Annotated in this window: 18 protein-coding genes; 9 read left to right on the top strand and 9 right to left on the bottom strand. The window is 43.2% G+C overall.

What is annotated here, in order from left to right; genetic code table 11:
- Positions 1 to 109 precede the first annotated feature (109 nt).
- Positions 110 to 1006: an alpha/beta fold hydrolase gene (locus AACS98_RS02125; RefSeq protein ID WP_066375757.1), complete on the bottom strand. Its 897-nt coding sequence runs from the start codon at positions 1004 to 1006 to the stop codon at positions 110 to 112.
- A 334-nt stretch (positions 1007 to 1340) separates the two neighbouring features.
- Here AACS98_RS02125 and AACS98_RS02120 point away from each other — a divergent pair, with 334 nt between their 5' ends.
- Positions 1341 to 1586 (top strand): hypothetical protein, encoded by a 246-nt coding sequence (locus AACS98_RS02120; protein ID WP_156481677.1) that lies wholly within the window; start codon positions 1341 to 1343, stop codon positions 1584 to 1586.
- 34 nt (positions 1587 to 1620) lie between these two features.
- Here the strand turns inward: AACS98_RS02120 and clpX are convergent, their stop codons facing one another.
- Together clpX and clpP are read right to left on the bottom strand one after the other, a co-directional pair.
- Positions 1621 to 2961, bottom strand: coding sequence for an ATP-dependent protease ATP-binding subunit ClpX (gene clpX / locus AACS98_RS02115; RefSeq protein WP_066375755.1), 1341 nt, complete (start codon positions 2959 to 2961; stop codon positions 1621 to 1623).
- Between the two features lie 9 nt (positions 2962 to 2970).
- Positions 2971 to 3669, bottom strand: coding sequence for an ATP-dependent Clp endopeptidase proteolytic subunit ClpP (clpP, locus tag AACS98_RS02110; protein ID WP_066375754.1), 699 nt, complete (start codon positions 3667 to 3669; stop codon positions 2971 to 2973).
- A gap of 97 nt (positions 3670 to 3766) precedes the next feature.
- Here clpP and AACS98_RS02105 point away from each other — a divergent pair, with 97 nt between their 5' ends.
- Positions 3767 to 3895, top strand: coding sequence for a hypothetical protein (locus AACS98_RS02105; protein ID WP_255362684.1), 129 nt, complete (start codon positions 3767 to 3769; stop codon positions 3893 to 3895).
- A gap of 113 nt (positions 3896 to 4008) precedes the next feature.
- Here the strand turns inward: AACS98_RS02105 and tig are convergent, their stop codons facing one another.
- Complete coding sequence (gene tig / locus AACS98_RS02100) at positions 4009 to 5427, bottom strand: trigger factor (protein WP_066375753.1); 1419 nt, start codon at positions 5425 to 5427, stop codon at positions 4009 to 4011.
- Positions 5428 to 6265: 838 nt separating this feature from the next.
- Here tig and AACS98_RS02095 point away from each other — a divergent pair.
- The 4 genes from AACS98_RS02095 (at position 6266) to AACS98_RS02080 (ending at position 11348) form a co-directional block, all read left to right on the top strand.
- Entirely contained in the window at positions 6266 to 7303 is a 1038-nt protein-coding gene (locus AACS98_RS02095; RefSeq protein ID WP_066375892.1) for an aspartate-semialdehyde dehydrogenase, read from the top strand.
- A gap of 178 nt (positions 7304 to 7481) precedes the next feature.
- The gene (gene dapA / locus AACS98_RS02090) at positions 7482 to 8366 is read left to right on the top strand and encodes a 4-hydroxy-tetrahydrodipicolinate synthase (protein WP_066375752.1); all 885 of its coding nucleotides are present in this window, start codon (positions 7482 to 7484) and stop codon (positions 8364 to 8366) included.
- Between the two features lie 287 nt (positions 8367 to 8653).
- Positions 8654 to 10423: a ribonuclease J gene (locus tag AACS98_RS02085; RefSeq protein WP_066375750.1), complete on the top strand. Its 1770-nt coding sequence runs from the start codon at positions 8654 to 8656 to the stop codon at positions 10421 to 10423.
- A gap of 547 nt (positions 10424 to 10970) precedes the next feature.
- Positions 10971 to 11348 carry a Mo-dependent nitrogenase C-terminal domain-containing protein gene (locus tag AACS98_RS02080; RefSeq protein ID WP_066375747.1) on the top strand — a complete coding sequence of 126 codons (378 nt, stop codon included), beginning with the start codon at positions 10971 to 10973 and terminating at the stop codon, positions 11346 to 11348.
- 43 nt (positions 11349 to 11391) lie between these two features.
- Here AACS98_RS02080 and AACS98_RS02075 read toward each other — a convergent pair whose 3' ends face one another.
- The gene (locus tag AACS98_RS02075) at positions 11392 to 13347 is read right to left on the bottom strand and encodes a caspase family protein (RefSeq protein ID WP_066375746.1); all 1956 of its coding nucleotides are present in this window, start codon (positions 13345 to 13347) and stop codon (positions 11392 to 11394) included.
- Between the two features lie 195 nt (positions 13348 to 13542).
- On the opposite strand from AACS98_RS02075, the gene AACS98_RS02070 reads away from it, so the two are divergent.
- From AACS98_RS02070 to AACS98_RS02060, 3 genes are all read left to right on the top strand, one after another.
- The gene (locus AACS98_RS02070; protein ID WP_066375745.1) at positions 13543 to 14085 is read left to right on the top strand and encodes a hypothetical protein; all 543 of its coding nucleotides are present in this window, start codon (positions 13543 to 13545) and stop codon (positions 14083 to 14085) included.
- Positions 14086 to 14294: 209 nt separating this feature from the next.
- Complete coding sequence (rpmF, locus tag AACS98_RS02065; protein ID WP_066375742.1) at positions 14295 to 14468, top strand: 50S ribosomal protein L32; 174 nt, start codon at positions 14295 to 14297, stop codon at positions 14466 to 14468.
- A gap of 349 nt (positions 14469 to 14817) precedes the next feature.
- On the top strand, positions 14818 to 15411 hold the full coding sequence (locus tag AACS98_RS02060) for a sulfite oxidase-like oxidoreductase (protein ID WP_066375740.1): 594 nt from the start codon (positions 14818 to 14820) through the stop codon (positions 15409 to 15411).
- Between the two features lie 120 nt (positions 15412 to 15531).
- Here the strand turns inward: AACS98_RS02060 and AACS98_RS02055 are convergent, their stop codons facing one another.
- The 4 genes from AACS98_RS02055 to ureC form a co-directional block, all read right to left on the bottom strand.
- A complete protein-coding gene (locus AACS98_RS02055; RefSeq protein WP_066375738.1) occupies positions 15532 to 16914 on the bottom strand; it encodes an aldehyde dehydrogenase in 1383 nt (460 codons plus the stop codon).
- 108 nt (positions 16915 to 17022) lie between these two features.
- Entirely contained in the window at positions 17023 to 18168 is a 1146-nt protein-coding gene (locus AACS98_RS02050; protein WP_066375736.1) for a hybrid sensor histidine kinase/response regulator, read from the bottom strand.
- Between the two features lie 322 nt (positions 18169 to 18490).
- A complete protein-coding gene (locus tag AACS98_RS02045; RefSeq protein WP_198161109.1) occupies positions 18491 to 18676 on the bottom strand; it encodes a hypothetical protein in 186 nt (61 codons plus the stop codon).
- Between the two features lie 53 nt (positions 18677 to 18729).
- Positions 18730 to 20436 (bottom strand): urease subunit alpha, encoded by a 1707-nt coding sequence (gene ureC / locus AACS98_RS02040; protein ID WP_066375729.1) that lies wholly within the window; start codon positions 20434 to 20436, stop codon positions 18730 to 18732.
- Between the last annotated feature and the right edge of the window lie 47 nt (positions 20437 to 20483).

The following is a 20483-nucleotide window of genomic DNA, read 5'->3' as shown; positions in this document are numbered from 1 at the left end:
CCTCAAAAAAACTCCGCGCCCCTCCGCGCTAACTCCGCGCGACGGCAGTCGCTACAAGTCTGGCGACCGAACGCGCTGCCTCCCCTCCGCGTTTAAAAAAACCCACCATTCAACAGCGCACAGGAACCTGCAAAAACTCCCGTACCCGTTGCAAATAAGTCGCCCCATCCTCCAACATCGGAAAATGAGCCGTATCAGGAATTACCACAAACTCCACCGTATCATTTAAAGCTGCGGCTTGTCGCCCCATATCCGCCGGAATAATCTGGTCATATTCCCCAGCCACTATCAAAGTCGGTACTTGCAGTTTAGCAAACTCCTGGGGCATCAATTCCGCCTGAGCCTTACTCACCGAAGTAAAAATAGTACCCAACGCCGCATCATAATCAGCTTCCAAAAAATCTTGTAAAAAAGCTTGACGCTCAGATTTGGGGATAGGACGATGTAAAAACCTCGCCATAAACATTCTGTCAACCAATGGTATTTTCCCTAACCACTTGGGACGGAATTTCACTACATAACTACCAAATTTATAAAAGGATGTAAAAGCTTTTTCATCGTATTCAAAAATCCCGCTACAAGTCAAAATACCCTTTTCAACTCGTTGGGGATAGCGGTTAAAAAACAAAGCCGCAACAGAAGCACCCATTGAGTGGGCATTAATATAAACACGCTGAAGATGCAATTCATCGAGCAAAACTGCTAAATCTTCAGCGTATTCTTCTAATTCATAAGTTAACTTTTGAATTGTTTGAGTTGAGTGTGACTCAACTACCGACTCGCTAGCTTGGGCGATAGTCGGTTTACCTTGAGAACGCCCAAACCCTCGCAAATCGTAGAGTAGACAATCAAATTCATCTACTAAAGCATTAGCTGTACTTTTCCAGTACCTAGCTGAACCAGCCCAACCGTGAATGAACACCATCACAGGCTTGACAATTTCACTAGATGGCTGTTTCACCCACTCATAATAATGCTCAACACCACGAACAGTAATATAAGGCATTAGTCAAACGTTGCTGCGCTCCTAATTCAAAATTTAAAATAGCCTACGGCATCGCGTAGCGTCCCGTAGGGAAGGCTTACGCCTACAAAATTCAAAGTTCAAAATTCAAAATTAGTTATCTTTTGACGTTCTCACCGCCCTAAAAGTGCGGTGATTCTAAAAATCACTTTTTAGGTTTTCTCTTTCACCGACAAACCTTAAAATCAACTATCCATTGCTGGCAATGCTTAAACCAATTAACCGTTCAACAGAACTAATTAACGAGTCTAACTTAGTTGACCCCAGAGGGCTGTATCTCCTCCAGACTTACTAGGATACTAGACCTAGGGTTATCGTGCGCCCCACGATACGTTTACGGACAAAAATATTTTGTTTTCTGGTTGGTGCTACTTTGTTGATTTCGCTAGCTTTGATTAGACTCGTTTTCGCCACCGAGTTGTCTTTATTATTTCCCGACCTGTCGTGTTTCACTCAACAATTGAGTCGTCCTGTATCGGCGGATATTCTACCTGAGACAATTCAATTATACCAAAAAGCCGTCCTAGAAGGACGGGGAACCTCAAACCCAAATTTTCGGTAAAGACGCGATCAATCGCGTCTCTACAGATGATTGACTAAGCTGATTCGGGTTTGCGTAGTGAAGATGGGTGTACTAGCAGTTCGGCGGTGGAACGCTTTTCAACCATTTCCTTAGTAACGGTGCAGAGTGTGACATCTTTACGGGATGGCAACTCGTACATGACATCTAACATGAGTTCTTCGACAATTCCCCGTAATGCTCTCGCGCCAGTTTTGCGGCGGTAGGCTTCTTGCGCGATCGCTCGCAACGCTTCTGGTTTAAAGTCTAATTGGACGTTATCCATCTTCAGCAGTTTTTGGTACTGCTTGACTAACGCGCTGCGTGGCTGGGTGAGAATCGCCATTAAAGCTTCTTCATCCAGAGGATCTACCACTGCTACCATTGGCACACGCCCAATAAATTCGGGAATCATGCCAAATTTAACTAAATCATCTGGTTCTAGATGACGTAGTACATCTGCTGCCCGTTTTTCTTTTGATTGTCCGTCCCCAGGTTGCACAAAACCTATTGACTTTTTACCTCCTCTCTGCTCTACCACCTTCTCTAAACCAACGAAGGCTCCACCACAAATAAACAGAATGTTGCTCGTATCAATTTGGATACAATCTTGGTAAGGGTGCTTGCGTCCGCCTTGGGGGGGAACGTTGGCAACGGTGCCTTCTAGCATTTTCAGCAAGGCTTGCTGTACACCTTCCCCGGAAACATCTCTGGTAATTGAGGGGTTTTCGCTCTTGCGGGCGATTTTGTCAATTTCGTCGATGTAGATAATGCCTCTTTGTGCTTCTTCTACATCCAAATCAGCCACTTGCAGCAATCGCAATAAGATGTTTTCCACATCTTCCCCTACATACCCGGCTTCTGTTAATGTTGTGGCATCAGCAACCGCAAAGGGAACATCGAGAATTTTGGCTAGGGTTTGGGCGAGGAGAGTTTTACCGCAACCAGTCGGGCCAATTAACAAGATATTTGATTTTTGCAGTTCTACGGCATCATCAGCACCATTTTTCCCACTGCCTTTAGACTGCAAGAGTGCTAGCCGCTTGTAGTGGTTATAAACCGCCACTGACAGCACTTTTTTGGCTTCATCTTGACCGATAACGTGTTCGTCTAGGTATTTTTTAATTTCTCTAGGTTTGGGTATCTGACTGAGGGAGAGACTGGAAGAACGGGCGCGGCGTTTTTGTGGGGGTTCTGACTTGGGTGCTGGTTGTGCCGCCGCACCGTTGGTATCTAGTAACTCCTCATCTAGTATTTCATTACACAAGTCTACGCATTCATCGCAGATGTAGACTCCCGGCCCTGCGATTAACTTACGCACCTGCTCTTGAGACTTGCCACAAAACGAACATTTTAAATGGGAGTCGTACTTAGACATACCAGCCTCTTATTTCACAACGGTGACATTTTCCCCAGCAGTGGGAAGATTTTGTCTAGAGATGACTTGATCGATCAACCCGTAACTTTTTGCTTCTTCTGCCGACATAAAGAAGTCGCGGTCTGTATCTGTTTCAATCCTTTCTAGAGGTTGACCAGTGTGTTTAGCCAATAACTGATTCAACTGACCTTTAATGTACAGAATTTCCCTGGCTTGGATTTCTATGTCAATTGCTTGACCTTGTGCGCCGCCTAGGGGTTGGTGAATCATAATCCGGGAATCGGGTAGAGACATACGCTTACCTGCTGCTCCGGCTGCTAATAAAAACGCCCCCATGCTGGCAGCTAATCCAAAACATATAGTAACAACATCGGGACGGATTTGTTGTATTGTATCATAGATTGCCATACCTGCGTAGACCGAGCCGCCAGGGGAGTTAATATACAATTGAATGTCTTTTTCCGCGTCTTCGGCATCCAGGAATAACAACTGGGCGACAATCGTATTGGCTACAGCATCGTCTATGGGAGTCCCCAAAAATATAATCCGCTCTCGCAGTAGGCGGGAGTAGATGTCAAAAGCCCTTTCACCCATACCGGATTGTTCTACCACCATCGGCACAATATTGCTAATGCCGTTGAGATGGGAGTAGATGCCGATGGAACTGGAATTGCTAATGGTGTAGTTTGCCGACTGCGATACAAGCATAGGAACAGTTAGAAGATAGTTGGTACAGATATTTTGGCAGCTGTGGCTGCACTAAATTCATAGATGGAATTTTGAATTTACCTATGTGTTAACCATTATGCCTCATATCTATTCTTGTCATGTCACACCAAATCAGGCAAGGCAGATGATGAATGTGGCAAATTTTTGGCAACTTTCTCAGGATATTTACCATATCCTTTGGTATGTAGCTCTGGCAGCTAGCTGACGCACCCAAGACTCGCAAAATATATGAGTATTCATGATGGCTGAGTGTTGAGTCAAAATTTTTGAGCCTCATCACTCAGCACTGATGACTACCTGATCAGATTTTGGAGAATTTTATTCCCCTGCTGTTGATTCTGTGGCAACTTCTGGTGTTTGTGCCTCAGTCTCAGGTGCAGTTGTGTCTGCTTCTGCTGGGGGCTGTAATGAACCTTCGGGAACCAGTTCGACGCTAGAATGCTCTATGAGCCAATCGATGATTTTTTCGGTCAATAGTTCTTGTTCGACGACTGCTTGTAGTCTGTCTTCGTCAATATCTTCGTCTGGATACTGTGCTAACAGTTCTGTGACTCTGGCTTGAATTTCTGCGGGGGTGACTTCTATTGATTCGCGTTTAGCCACTTCTTGTAAAGCCAAAGACCGCTTCAGGCGTTCCAGGGCTTCATCGCGCGATCGCTCCCGTAATTGGGGAATAATTTCTGGAGTAAATAACTTTTTCACATCCAGCCCTTGTTGTGACAGCTTAATTGCTGTTTGTGTCAGCATCGCGTCGATTTCTTGATCAATCAGGGTGGCTGGTAACTCGACTTCTACGTGTTTGAGCATTTCTGCTACCAAAGCCTCTTGTTTGTTAGCTTTGGTTTTATCCTCAGCTTCTTTTTGATAGCGTTCTTCTAAAGATGCACGTAGAGCTTCTAAGGTTTCAAAGTCGCTGACTTCTTGGGCGAAATCATCATCTAATTCCGGTAGTTCTTTTTCTTTGATTTCTTTGAGTGTCACCGTGAACAGTGCCGGTTTCCCTGCTAACTCTTGATTAGCGTAGGGATCTGGAAACTGGGCGGAAACTTCTCTGGTTTCGCCTGGGTTCATCCCCACCATACCAGAGACAAATCCCGGAATAAATTTATCTTCCTGCAATTCCACTTGAAAATCGCTAGCCTCGCCACCGGGAATTGGTTCTGGTTCAGTTGTTGGATCATCCCCTTCGGCTTTGGCTATCACACCTGTAAAATCAACTACGGCAACATCACCAATTTGGGCGGCTCTGCCTTCTACTGGAATCAATGTTGCCATTTGCTGACGTTCTTGTTCCAGCACTTGATCAACCCGACTGGGATCGTATTTAATTTCTTCGGCTTTGACTTGTAACTCTGTGTACTTGACTAAGTTCACTTCTGGTGGTATGTCAACCGCTACTGCAAAAGTTAGGGGTTTTCCTGGTTCGTAATTATTAATTAAATCATCAAACTCAGAGCGCAAGCGTGGTTGACCAATTGCCTCGATGGATTCTTGCTTGATGGCTTGCTCAATGCCATTTTGAATCAGTTCTTCTAGTGCTGCGGCTTTGATGCGAGTAGTACCTAAACGCTGTAACAATACCTGCCTAGGTACTTTGCCTTTACGAAACCCAGGAATATTGACAGTACCTGTTAAATTTTTAATAACCTGTTCGTAAGTTTTCTGAGTAGCTTCTGGTGTAATTTCTATTTCCAGCCCAATTTGGCTGGCGGGAAGTTTTTCCTGGGTAACTTTCATGCTTCGTCTCTAATTTTCTGGTGTTTGTGACTCCAAGTACATACAAGACGCGATTTATCGCTTCTCTGGGGTTGATGTTGCTTGGTGGAATATGGGATGTCTCTACAAGGCTATATCTTGCCTATGGTAGAGATCCAGTTTACTGCTAATGGCAAATGACTTGACACTATTACTGCTACAACTTTACTGATTCATCCTCCAATTTGCCCGTAGATTTGCAGTATTTCTAAGTTTGGGTGAGAAAAAACCACCTAAGTAGTTAGTTTTCGCCCATAAACCACTGCTAAATTAGCATTGTTAACTTTTGTGCTTTCAGGGCTAAGACCGTGATATCTTAGTTGTCTATCGGCAGTAGGACTGACTATTTTTTTGTGCTGCTTGGTTGGTTTGTACTATCAGCCGTGATGGAACTGTTGCCTGAATTTATGGCTTGGTTCTGGGCTGGATTAGTATGATTACACTCGGATCATAGTACATCCATTGTGTTGGGAAACCCAGCTACTAGGCAGACTTTTTGCCATCAAGTTGCAGAACTCTGAAGGCTGGAGGCTGGAGTGTTCACCAACTATCAATGGTAGCGTCTTCAGCCAGGACAAATTTACTCACAGACTGTTGTATAATATATTTAATTTTTATATTTTTGTGATATATTTAGTTAAAAATTGTTGTAAAATTCAGCATTGATTCATTTTATGTGGAAAAGCAGCCGAATTACAAAAAGCAGGCTGAGAAAGAACCACAAAATTTATTGAAAATTTAGCTATTGCTATTTAATGGATATATTGTAAATTTTTCCCAAAAATTAATGACCCGTAACCTCTTAAAGGAGGAAGTTAGTTTGTCGAAGTTGTATAAAGTAGCGATTTTAGGAGCAACTGGTGCTGTAGGTACGGAGTTGCTGGAATTACTAGAAAGCCGGAATTTTCCGGTGGGAGATTTAAAATTATTGGCATCAGCCAAAAGTGTGGGGCGATCGCTGCCCTTTAAAGGAGAAAATCTACCAGTAGAAGCAGTGAGCGATCGCGCGTTGGAAGTGGATATCGTGTTGGCTAGTGCTGGCGGTTCCACATCCAAAGCTTGGGCTGCCGTCGCCGTAGAAAAAGGTGCTGTAGTCATCGACAACTCCAGCGCGTTTCGCATGAACCCAGAAGTTCCCCTAGTAGTACCAGAGGTAAATCCCCAAGCCGCCGCCAACCACAAAGGCATTATCGCCAATCCCAACTGCACCACAATTTTAATGACATTGGCAGTTTGGCCTTTACATCAAGTCAAACCAGTACAAAGAATTGTAGCCGCCACCTATCAATCTGCTAGCGGTGCAGGTGCGAAAGCTATGGAGGAAGTCAAAACCCAAAGTAGCGCGATTTTACAGGGAGACTCACCAGTAGCCGAAGTCTTACCTTATCCGTTGGCTTTTAATTTATTCCCCCACAATTCCCCGATGACCGATTCCGGGTATTGTGAGGAAGAAATGAAAATGGTCAACGAAACCCGGAAAATTTTCGGTACACAAGAAATGAGAATTACTGCAACTTGTGTACGGGTTCCCGTACTCCGCGCCCACTCAGAAGCCATTAATCTAGAGTTTGCAGAACCCTTTTCTCCAGAAGCAGCCAGAGAAATTCTAAGTCGCGCCCCTGGAGTAAAATTAGTAGAAGATTGGGGCAGAAATTACTTCCCCATGCCTATAGAAGCCAGTGGACGGGATGAAGTTTTAGTAGGTAGAATTCGCCAAGACATTTCTCATGCTTGTGGCTTAGAACTTTGGTTGTGCGGCGATCAAATCCGTAAAGGTGCAGCGTTGAATGCCGTACAAATTGCTGAGTTGTTAGTAGAAAAAAATTTACTCCAACCCGCAAAGGCTTATGTTTCTTAGTGGGAAATAGCGAATAGAAGGCGCATGAGGCAAAATTTATTCAACTTTGAATTTTGAATGAGAAAATTTTGCATTAATTTATGCCCAGTCTCCAAATTTTTAGCAATTGGCGCATAAGTGATTAAAATAAAAACCACCAAGACAAAAAAACAAACAGGTAATCAGGAGTGAAAATAGGGTGGGAGATTTCGGCAGAGTTTTAACAGCTATGATTACACCGTTTAAAGCAGACGGGAGTGTAGATTATGCTGTAGCGGCAGAACTAGCAGCACATCTAGCTGATAATGGTACAGACACCTTGGTGGTGTGCGGTACAACTGGTGAGTCTCCTACCTTAAGTTGGGACGAAGAATACCAGTTGTTTGTGGAAGTATTGCAAGCAGTAGCCGGCAAAGCTAAGGTAATAGCAGGGTGTGGTTCAAATTCCACCAAAGAGGCGATCGCCGCCACCCAAAAGGCAGCTAAAATAGGAGTACATGGTACACTACAAGTTGTCCCCTACTACAACAAACCGCCACAAGCTGGACTTTACCAACACTTTCAGGCCATAGCCGAATCCTGTCCTGAAATACCACTATTGTTGTACAATGTCCCCGGCCGCACTGGTCAAAATCTCACTCCAGAGACAGTTGCGCGATTAGCAACAATAGACAATATAGTTGGCATTAAAGAAGCTAGTGGTAATCTTGATCAAGCTAGTGAAATTCGTAGGTTGACACCAAAAGAGTTTGAGATTTACTCTGGAGATGATTCGTTGACCCTGCCTTTGTTAGCAATCGGAGCAAAGGGTGTAGTCAGCGTAGCCTCTCATCTGGTTGGCAACCAACTACAGCAAATGATTCAAGCTTTTCATGCTGGTAAAGTGGAAGTTGCCAATGAAATCCATCTCCAACTATTTCCATTGTTCAAAACTTTATTTGTCACTACAAACCCTATTCCCATTAAACAAGCATTAAAACTTCAAGGTTGGGAGGTTGGTTCAACTCGTCCGCCATTATGTGAAGCTGACCCAGAAGTTAGCGAAAAATTACAGGCGGTACTGCAAAAACTCGGTTTAATTTAAACATAATTGCCATTATTGAAGCACTCGCTAATTTACTGTTTGCCAAAAATGTATATCAATTCATGTAATAGGCAGAGAACGCCTGTTATAAAAGTTTATAGATATACAATGAATTACTTTATGTAAAGTTCTTGTTATTGCCCCAAAAACTGCACATTTAACCAAAATTTGGCTGCTTGATGACAGCAGTCCTGTGTTCTCATTCCTACAAAAAAACTCAAATTTCCAGTTAATTAAGTTTCAAAAAATTTAAGTCTCAACCAAAAAACAACACATCTCAGGAGAAAATGGCTAAAAACGAAACGAACTCCGCCCTAAAAATTATTCCTTTAGGCGGATTGCATGAAATTGGTAAAAACACCTGCGTTTTTGAATACGATGATGAAATTATCTTATTAGATGCAGGGTTGGCATTTCCCACAGAAGCAATGCACGGGGTAAATATCGTCCTCCCAGATATGACCTATGTGCGGGAAAATCGCCACAAAATTAAAGGGATGGTTGTCACCCACGGTCATGAAGACCATATTGGCGGGATAGCTTTCCACCTCAAACAATTTGATATTCCTGTGATTTACGGCCCTAGATTAGCAATGGCAATGCTAGAAGGGAAATTGGAAGAAGCCGGAGTACGCGATCGCACCGAGTTAAGATCAGTTCTACCCCGTGATATTGTCCGCATCGGCAAATCATTTTTTGTGGAATATATCCGCAACACCCACTCAATAGCTGATAGCTTCACCGTTGCCATCCACACGCCTTTGGGTGTCGTCATCCACACCGGAGATTTTAAATTTGACCACACCCCAGTCGATGGCGAAAGATTTGACATCCAACGCCTAGCAGAACACGGCGAAAAAGGTGTACTTTGCTTGTTAAGTGATTCTACTAACTCAGAGGTACCAGGTTTTACACCTTCCGAATCCGCCGTTTATCCCAACCTTGACCGAGTATTTAGTCAAACCCAAGGACGACTGTTTGTCACAACCTTTGCTTCTAGCGTCCATCGCATCAACATGATTTTGCAATTGGCGCAAAAGCATAACCGTGTGGTGACAGTGGTGGGGCGTTCCATGCTGAATTTAATTGCCCATGCCCGTAATTTAGGTTACATCAAGTGTGCAGACAATCTGTTCCAACCTTTACATACGGTTCGTAATCTTCCTGATGAAAACGTGTTAATTCTGACTACGGGTTCCCAGGGTGAACCGATGGCAGCTATGACCCGGATTGCCAACCAAGAACACCCCCATATCAAAATTCGTGAAGGCGATACCGTTGTTTTCTCTGCCAACCCGATTCCAGGTAACACAATTGCGGTGGTTAACACCATCGATAAATTGATGATTCAAGGGGCAAAAGTGGTCTATGGACGGGATCAAGGCGTTCACGTTTCTGGTCACGGCTGTCAGGAAGACCAAAAGCTGATGCTGGCTTTAACTAGACCGAAGTTCTTTGTACCAGTCCACGGTGAACATCGGATGTTGGTGAAACATTCGGAAACAGCGCGCAAGATGGGCGTTCCCGCCGAGAATATGGTGATTATTCAAAACGGCGATATGATTGAACTCACCGAAGACTCGATTGGCGTGATTGGGAAAGTACCATCTGGTATCGAGTTGGTAGATACTACGAGTTCTGGTATGGTGAGTGCGAAAGTGTTGCATGAACGGCAACGCATGGCGGAGGAAGGAATTGTCACAATTGCCGCCGCTATCGATTGGCAGGGTAAACTGATGGCCAAGCCAGACATTCACCTGCGGGGTGTTGTTACCAGTGTCGAGCGATCGCTCTTGCAAAAATGGGTACAACAGCGTCTTGAAGAAATTCTCAGCGTGCGTTGGTCAGAGTTTGCGAATGGTGAAGGTTTGCAACCGGAAGTAGATTGGGGTGGCTTGCATGGCACTTTGGAGCGCGAATTGCACCGTTCGATTCGTCGAGAATTGCAATGTCAGCCTTCTGTGACTTTGTTGATGCAAACTCCCGATGAGCCGCCTGTGAAGGTTGCTGATGGTAGAAGACGACGGACGCGCACGGCTGCCCAGGTGGCTTCGTAGGGCATTTAGACTTTTTTTAAAGCTCACGCATACCGCTAAAACGAAATCGCTTGCGGTAGGCGCAAAGACGCAAAGGTGTTTGATAGCCTTTGCGTTTTTTTGTGAGATTGAGCTTAATGCTCACTCTAGGTGGAGCAGCCAAATTGCACCATAAAGTCTAAATTGCTTGATATTCAGTTTTTCGATAGCACTATTCCTATGTTTGCGACTTCAAGATAGGATTTTGTGCGTCTATCTCTGATATTCTTTGCTGAGAAAAATTTCTATATTAAGTTTTGTAACTATTTCCGTAAAACCCGTCCAAAGGTAGATGGCTTTATTAAAATTTAAACTGTGTCAAGTTATCAATAAGATTGGATGGCTACACTACCCATTCCGCGAAAATTGCGATTAACTTGACGTAGTAATAAATTGTGTCCTGACTTCAGTGGGTAGTGATCAAGTCAATTATATCTTGTTCAGGACAAGTTTTTCCCGATTAGGGAAGTTTCAAGCTGTATATATTCACCGATAGGGTGAATAACCTCATTAACACAGAGGCATAATCATGAAGGTATTTGATAATACCACAAAAAATATTTTTTTGGCAAGCTGGGTTTGGGTAAATCAACCAGAAATAAATAAAACTGATTCCCAACCGTTGCCAAGTTCTACTTCTCCAGCTAGAAGGGATCTCCTCAAACCTCTACGCCGATGGGTAGATAGTATTGAACTGCGCGATCGCCAATTTGCTCACCGTTTGTGTCAACTGATTCCCTCTCAATGTCCTTTTGAACGAGACATCAAAGCATTTGGCAAGACATGGCTTCACATTCCGCCATTATGCAAGCTCAATCCTTTATATGAAGAAGTTGTGAGCTTGCGCTTTCGCGCCCTGTGCTACCTGGCTGATGAATGCGGCGAGGATGTATCCCAGTATTGTTAGTCATTGAGCAATAGTCAACGGTCAATAGTCAACATTCCGGAGACTATTGACTATTTTGCCATTTTTGGATGGCTTCTTGAGCATCTTCATAAACAGCTGTGACGGCGGGAACTAAGGTGGCTGTTTCAATAGCCAACTGGTATTGTCCTTGCTCGGCGCGTCTTTTGGCTAAATTTAAAATTTCGTTGCTCCATTTAGTAATTGATGTTTGTGCCAAATCGTAACCCGGTTGTGATGGTGGTACTTTTTTGGCGACTTCAATGGCGCGATTATAACTAGATGCTTGTCCTGGTTGGATTAAACCCTTGGCGGCATTTAAAAGGGTGATGTTGGCAAGATACTGTTTAGCCTCTAAACGCCAGTGTGTAATTGCTGCTTGCGCTTGGGAATAAATGGCTGTGTCGTTGGGGATTAATTGAGCAGCTGCGATCGCATCATTATATTGTCTTTGTTTTGCCCTACCTTCTGCTAAATCTAAAATCATGCGGCTCCAATGCTGAATTTTCTCCTGCGCTTGCTCATATAGTGGTTCACCGGGTTTGATGTTCTGCGCCTTAGTGATGGCCAATTTTAGATCACTAGCTTGAGTTTGTCTCAGAGACTTTTGTGCTGAGTCTAATAACGCTTGGTTGCGTTTTTGAGCTTCAGACATCTTAACAATTTGGGCTGTTGATTGGTTTGTTGAAGATACTTTAGTGACTGCGTTAGGATTTGAGGGCGTTTTCAACTCTTGAACATCACCGGCATCAGGCAATGTAGAAGATGGCCTTTGAGCTTGTTGCAACATTCTGGCGTGATTGCGTAGTAGCAGTACACTAATTAAAGCTACTACCAGCATCGTACCTCCACCCCAAACGAGAAATTGTTTCCAGATTGAGGTGTCTGTTTGATTTTCCGGTAGGCGTGATATGTAAGGTGGGGGAGCATTAGGAATGAACCTGCTACTCGTCTCTGGTTCAGGTGGAATTGGTAGAGAAGGCTGGGTGACTTCTGATGCTGGGGTGATGGTGTCAGAATTGCTATTTAATGGAAAATCTGGTAATGATAACGACTGGGATTTATCTTTAATTGTTGTCTCTACACTTTGAGCAGCTTCCCAACTGCTGATCAGCTGCGAATTGTGAACAGATATAGGCGCAGATGTCAGTGCTACAGCAAAGTTTTCATCGGGAAAAATAATTGCTTCTGCGGCTGAAGGTACTAATGTGGTGGGAATTGTGGCTTGAGGTGCGGCTGTACTGGGGATAGTTTCAGTGTTGGTTGTGGTGACAACTGGCGGTAACATTGCTGGTGGCGTAGCGGGGAGAACTACTACTGGGTTTTGTGTAGGTCGCCAGTAATGTTGAGATAATTCTGGGGTGATAATGCTGAGGTGTTTTTGTAAATCCTCTAAGTTACTGCCATAACCAGAACGTAAAGCTGCTAACAATGCGGCTGTGAATAAACCATGACCTAATTCGCGACTTTCTTGGGAAAATTGTGCTGGTTCACAGGACAAAATTGTAGCTAGTTGTAGTTCTTTGGCTAATTCTAAGGTTTCTTTGCCAAGGGGAATATCATCAATTGTGCCAACAGCGCGGTTGATATCAAGTAGCAACAATACATTCAGGTTAGCTAGTTGCAGACTTTGCATGAGCGAGCGCAATTCTATACCAGTCTGTGCTACTTGTTTGGGATCAGCATCAACGGGCATTAAATAATCTCTGCCCTCGTAATTCACCCCATAACCGCTAAAAAATAACCATAGGTAATCTTGTGGTTGCCAACAGGCGGCGGCTAAATCTTCCACCAACAGCAAAATATTATCTTTAGTAGGATATGTTGATCTATCGCCAATTGGTGGCGAAGTATCAGTCATCAGTAGGGAACGTTGCGGCACAAAACCTGCTTGTTCCACTAAAAATTCCTTTAACGCTTCCGCATCTGCCTTAGCGCACAGTAAAGGTTGGAATAACTGATATTGATTGATGCCGATCGCGATCGCCCAGTAATTTGCCATCCCGCTCTTTGTAGGTTGTTGTGTGCTTGCCTAAAATTGCGGTTGGCTTTGCTGAAAAAACAAAGCTAACCTATGTCTGATAGTCTAAATAGTTCTGATTGAACCAATAAATTTGTGTATGTTTTATGGCTTTTTTCCTAATAAAAACACTTAGACTATTGACAATACAGAACCACTCCAGGGAGCTAAAAAGTTATGAACAAAAATAGTATTCACCACCTATCATCGATCATTCCCTTTCCAGTTATTAGCCAATTTGACAAAAAAATCCGGACATTTCCATTAATATTTTTCCTTTTCTCTCCTGTGGCTGTATGGATGGTGACAGAGGCGATTTCACCCCAGATTGTGCGAGCTTATACAGCTAGAGTTAATTTGAGTATTGACAGATTACCAGATGAAGGCTACGAAGCCGTATTACGCAGAGCAGAAACAACAGCCAGAGCCGCAGCTCAACGGAGTTTTGACCAAGATATTTTAGTAACAGAGGTGTCTGTGATTGTATCCGTACAAAGTTATGGAGCGATCGCGCCTATTTTATCATTAGAAGTCAGTCGCCAGCAATGGCGCACCCGTCCCGATCCTCGCAGATGGGCGACTTATTTTAAAACTGCGCGATCGCTACTATTTTTTGAACAACCACAAACCACTCTCAATCCCACAACAGACGTTACCACCAGCCCCACCACAACACCACCAACTCAACCTCCTGAACCTCAAGCCACTCCTACTGAGTAGGGAGTAGGGAATCGGGAGTGGGGGAGAAGAACTTTTACCTAGTCAACAGTCAACCATCAACAGACTTGTAGAGACGTTGCATGCAACGTCTCTACATATATGTCTCATGCCATCAGCCTCATTCCCAAACCCTTCAACTTTTTATTTTTGACTTAGGCATTTGATCGCTTAGAATAGAAAGGTTGTCAAGAATTACGATATCGGCTATCATGGCTGTTCCTAAGAAGAAAACCTCTAAATCTAAACGCGATAAACGTCGAGCTACCTGGAGACGCAAAGCTGCTGTTGAAGCTCAAAAAGCTCTGTCCTTGGGCAAATCAATTTTGACTGGACGCTCTACATTTGTCTATCCTTCTGCTGAAGAAGAGGACGAAGAAGAATAATCATTTCCCAGAGGGATAAACATAAATGGGAAGTTTTGAGCGGCGATAACCACCGCATTATGTGGTTAGCCGCAACAGGATTAACAAACTTCTCCCTATTATGTCATCACCTATTCCCCAGCTTCTTTAAAGGATTATGAATTACAGATAGTTCACCAAAGCTAATCGGGATGAGAAAAAATTGGTAATGAGTAATTGGCTCAACCTATTACCCATTACCACTTACCCGTAACTGAGGATAAAATAATTTATCAAACTTAATATTTTGCTGATTTCTGGGTGGAGTGTGGACGCTCAGAGTTGGTGATTAGGCAACAAAACTGTTGAAAAGAGAGATTTTTTAGCGGATATGCTAGGAAAATTTTTTCAAAAACCAAGTCAGGAAAATCGCGATCGCGTTCCCCCAGGGCAGCACTTAGCTAACGGGTTCCCCGTTTTAACTTACGGTACTGCTCCCCAAGTCAGTATAGAAGAATGGGAGTTTCGGGTTTGGGGTTTGGCAAAACCTGCTGTGTTTACATGGTCTGATTTTATGTCACTACCTCAACACGAATTTACAGCAGATTTTCACTGTGTCACCCGTTGGTCTAAACTCGATGTCAAATGGACTGGAATTAAAGTCACAGATTTGATGAATCTGATTGAGGTAGAACCCAAAGCAGCCCATGTTATGGAACATTGCTATGGGGGTTACACTACTAATATTGCCATGAAGGATTTTGTTAGGGAAGACAATTTTTTCGCTTTTCAATTATATGGTGAACCCCTACCCACGGAACACGGGGGGCCGATGCGGTTAGTTGTTCCTCATCTCTACGCTTGGAAAAGTGCTAAGTGGATTAATGGTTTAGAGTTTCTGGAACGGGAAGAGTTGGGTTTTTGGGAACGCAATGGTTATCATCGTCGTGGTGAACCTTGGGCGGAACAACGATATAGTTGGTGATTGAGAGTAGTGGTGTGTTACGGTGATGTCAGAATTAGCCGTAATGCACTATCAAGTTGGGGTTGAGTTTTGTGAACGCGGAGGTACGCGGAGGTTTACGCGGAGGTACGCGGAGTTTTGTTATTTGATAATGCGTTTGAGTAAGGATAATTTGTCTTTGTAAGGAGCGTAACGCCAATTTAAGTCTAGCCAGAAGGTGTTTTTTAAGACGCTTTTGTAATGTGAAAAGGTGTCAAAACTGGCTTTACCATGATAGCTACCAATACCGCTATTACCTACGCCACCAAATGGTAGAGATGAAATGCCTACTTGCATGATTGTGTCGTTGAGACATACGCCACCTGATGAGGTTTCTTTTAAGATGCTCTGTTGCAAGTTTTTGTTGTGGGAAAATAGGTATAAGGCTAGGGGTTTTGGTTGAGAATTGATTAAGGCGATCGCTTCTTGAATATCTGTGTATTCAATTATAGGTAAAATCGGCCCGAAAATCTCTTCTTGCATGATGGGATCTGTTAAGGAGACACGATCAATTATTGTCGGTGCTATATAACGTTCTTCGGGGTTGATGTCTCCACCTATGATAATTTCGCCATGTTTGATTAGTTGAGATAGGCGTGTAAAGTGTTTTTGATTGATAATTCTGGCAAAATCTGGACTGTTCGCTGGGTTATCACCATAAAATTCTTTGATGGTTTTTCGCAATGCTGTTATTAAATCTGGTTTGATTTTTCGATTCACTAACAGATAGTCAGGTGCAACACAAGTTTGTCCAGCATTAATGAATTTTCCCCAAGTAATACGTCTGGCTGTATGTTCGAGGTTAATCTCAGTATCTACTATACAGGGGCTTTTACCACCTAACTCTAGGGTAACTGGTGTCAAATGTTTTGCCGCCGCTTCCATGACTATTTTACCGATGGCTGTACCACCAGTAAAGAAGATATGATCAAATTTTTCTTGTAGTAGTTGTTGGCTAGTTTCTACCCCTCCCTCTACTACGGCAATATATTCACTGGGGAAATATTTACTAATAAGCTCGGCTAATAATTTAGACGTATGAGGGGCTAGTTCTGAGGGTTTTATTATAGCACAATTTCCGGCGGCTATTGCTCCTACTAATGGTGAGATAATTAAGTTAAATGGATAATTCCAAGGGCCAATAATTAAAATAATTCCGAGTGGTTCTGGATAAATTCGGGCTGAGTAAGTGAAAAAATCGGCGGGAACTGGGGCTTTTTTGGGTTGAGTCCAAGATTTAAGATTTTTTATCGCATAATTAATTTCTTTTATTCCCCCAATTTCTGTAGCATAAGTTTCAAATTCAGGTTTATGTAAATCTTGATTTAGTGCTTGTATGATTGCTGATTCATTCTCAAGCACTAATTGCTTGAGCATCTTTAACTGTTCTAGACGAAAAGCAATTTCTTTGGTTTTACCTGTCTGAAAAAATTTGCGCTGTTTGGCAATGATATCCTGAATTTTGGACAATTCTCCTGTCAACATATTTATCCTCATGCAGAATTTGTTTTAAGCTGAGAAAAAGTTAAAAATAATATTTATAATCTACACTAAAAGATGAGGTTTAGATAAATCATCAGTAAATCATCTCATTTACTTTTGGAGAGGTAAGCTAACAGTAAATACACTACCTTTACCTAATTCAGAATTTACTTGAATATTTCCTTGATGGGCTTCGACTATGCGACGTGATAGGTAAAGCCCTAAACCACTGCCAGAAATTTTATGATTACCTTGACGGAATCTTTCAAATAAAGTTGCTTGTTCTTCTGGGGGAATACCTGCGCCTGTATCTGCTATTTCCACAGTGATGTATTCGCCAATATTGTCAGGGAAATTAGACTCAGGATTGTGTTTCTGTTGATTCAAAATCAGATTTTGGCAACGGATATTAACTGAGCCGGATTCAGTAAATTTGATGGCGTTACTGATCAGATTAGTAAACAGACGATGTAATTCTAAGCGATCGCCTGTTACAATGCTGGTGTTTGATGGTTCGCCACAATCTAGATGAATCGGTAGGCTTTTTGCTTGGGCTAGGGGTGAGAGTTCCCCAACTACTTCATGTAATAATTGGTTTATATTCACAGGTTGAAACGCTAAGGTTTTCCGCCCGGCTTCAAAGCGATAAACTTCTAATAAGGTATTCACCATAGTTAGCAGGTTGATATTGCTGCGTGCCATGATAGTGATGACTTCCTGCATTTGGGGTGATAAATCTCCCAAAGCACCTTGCTGAAGTAGTGACAGCATCCTATCAGCCGCTACCAGGGGAGTACGTAAGTCATGGGTGAGACGCGAGACAAAATCTTCACGCTGACGGGCTATTTCATCACGTTCATCCATAATGAACTTTAAACGTAAAAGCGATCGCACCCGCGCCAGTAATTCATCCATTGTCACAGGTTTGCGGATAAAATCATCAGCACCTAAGTCTAACCCCTGTGCTACATTTGGAGCATCATGGGCAGTAATTAGCAGAATCGGGATATATTGCTGTAGTTGCATCTCCCCACGAATGCGCCGAGTTACTTCATAACCATCCATTCCTGGCATCATTAAATCTAGTAACACTAAATCGCAGGGATATGCTTGTAGTTGCTCTAGTGCTAAAAAGCCATTCTCTGCGGTGTAAACCGTGTAACCTTCTCCTTCCAAAATGGTTTGAATGAGGAAAACATTATCTGGAGAGTCGTCAACCACGAGAATGTTGCCAGAGTGAGAAGTTTGTAAACTCATGTGATACGGAGGTATATTTTATAACTAAGCTTTTCCGGGAGCGTGTGAGTGCAACAGTATCTCCCGTAGAGTAGGATATCCCTCTATACACAATCTGGCAATTGAATTTTTAATTAATCTTGAGATGTCAAGCCATATTATCTAAATATTTGTAAAGTTTTACGGTGGAGATCATAGCGATCGCTTATTCTCCAGACGTGAGATTATCTAATAGGTGTTGAAATTCTGTAGTTGAGGGAATAGCGATCGCACTTTTAAGTAGTGTCTTCAGCAAGGATGGCTCATTAATGCCATTGATCGCTTCAACAATAGAAGTTGGTACTTATCCAAATCTTGTTTCTAACACCTCAAGGACACTTTCTCTAGAATTTTGAACAATTCCTTCTTCTATTCCTTCTTCTTTTGCTAGGCGTTCAATACTGGTGACGTACCGCATTCTCTGTACCTCCTCGTAACTCCTGACTTCCGTTTTAAAACTCAGTGCTAAAGTAGGGGCGGGTTCACTCATATCCTTGTTGATCATTAATCATATCTATCAACCCACCCCTACTACAAACCAGACTAAAATAAAAAGTATCTTTGCGCCATTGGTAAAACTGTAGCGGGTTCACAAGTCAACAATTCCCCATCGGCTTTGACTTGATAAGTTTCAGGATCTACTTCTATATGCGGTAAAGCATCATTTAACTTCATATCTCGTTTAGTTAATTGACGTATACCGGAAACTGCAACGGCTGATTTTTTCAAACCCAACTGGCTAGAAATTTCTCTTTCTATTGCAGCTTGAGACAAAAACGTTAAAGATGTGGCGTGTTTCGCACCGGCAAAACTGCCAAACATCGGACGCATATACACAGGTTGGGGTGTGGGAATACTGGCGTTAGCGTCTCCCATTTGTGACCATGCTATCATTCCACCTTTAATCACTATCTCTGGTTTCACACCAAAAAATGCTGGTCGCCACAAGCATAAATCTGCAAGTTTACCTTCCTCGACAGAACCCACATACTCAGCAATACCATGTGTAATTGCTGGGTTAATTGTGTATTTAGACACATATCTTTTAGCTCGCAAATTATCCGCCAGACCATCTCCAGCAAGACTTCCCCGTTGTACTTTCATTTTATGGGCTGTCTGCCAAGTACGAATTATTACTTCTCCTACTCGCCCCATTGCTTGGGAATCGGAGGAAATTATACTAAACGCGCCTAAGTCGTGGAGAATATCTTCGGCGGCGATAGTTTCCCGGCGGATGCGAGATTCAGCAAAGGCGACATCTTCGGGGATGCTGGGGTCGAGGTGATGACATACCATCAACATATCTAGGTGTTCGTCTAGGGTGTTGACGGTGTAAGGACGGGTGGGATTAGTAGAAGATGGGAGAACATTAACTTCACCGCAGACTTTGATAATGTCTGGTGCGTGTCCCCCACCTGCGCCTTCGGTGTGGTAGGTGTGGATGACGCGATTTTTAAAGGCGGCGATGGTATCTTCGACAAAACCGGCTTCGTTGAGGGTGTCGGTATGAATCGCTACTTGAATATCATAGTCATCAGCAACAGTCAGACAGGTATCAATGGCGGCGGGAGTAGTCCCCCAGTCTTCATGTAGCTTCAACCCAATTACACCAGCTAACACTTGTTCTACTAAGCCTTGGGGTTGGCTGGCGTTTCCTTTGCCCAAAAAGCCTAAATTCATCGGGAAAGCATCAGCCGCTTGTAACATTCGGTAGATATTCCAGGGGCCAGGGGTGCAGGTAGTAGCATTTGTACCTGTGGCTGGCCCTGTACCACCGCCAATCATGGTAGTAATTCCAGAGGCGATCGCAACTTCAATCTGTTGAGGACAGATAAAATGAATATGGCTATCAATACCACCAGCCGTCAGAATCATTCCTTCCCCGGCTAAGGCTTCTGTTCCAGGGCCGATAATAATATCGATATTGTCTTGAATATAAGGATTACCAGCTTTCCCGATTTTGAAGATTTTACCGTCTTTAATGCCGATATCTGCTTTGACAATTCCCCACCAATCGAGAATTAAAGCATTAGTAATCACTAAATCTACTGCACCATCAGCGTTAGATATGGGGGATTGTCCCATGCCATCACGGATGACTTTACCACCACCAAATTTTACTTCGTCGCCGTAGGTGGTGAAGTCTTGTTCTACTTCTATGAATAGTTCTGTGTCGGCTAGTCGGATGCGATCGCCTACTGTGGGGCCATAGGTTTCCGCGTAGGCGCGTCTTGACATTTCGTAGGGCATATTATAGTTTTGGGAGTGAGGATAGAATTGTGTTTAAACGCAAAGGG

Origin of the sequence: Anabaena sp. CA = ATCC 33047 (assembly GCF_963870205.1) — a bacterium.
Taxonomy (GTDB): Bacteria; Cyanobacteriota; Cyanobacteriia; order Cyanobacteriales; family Nostocaceae; genus Trichormus.
This window is presented reverse-complemented; position numbering and strand designations above follow the sequence as displayed.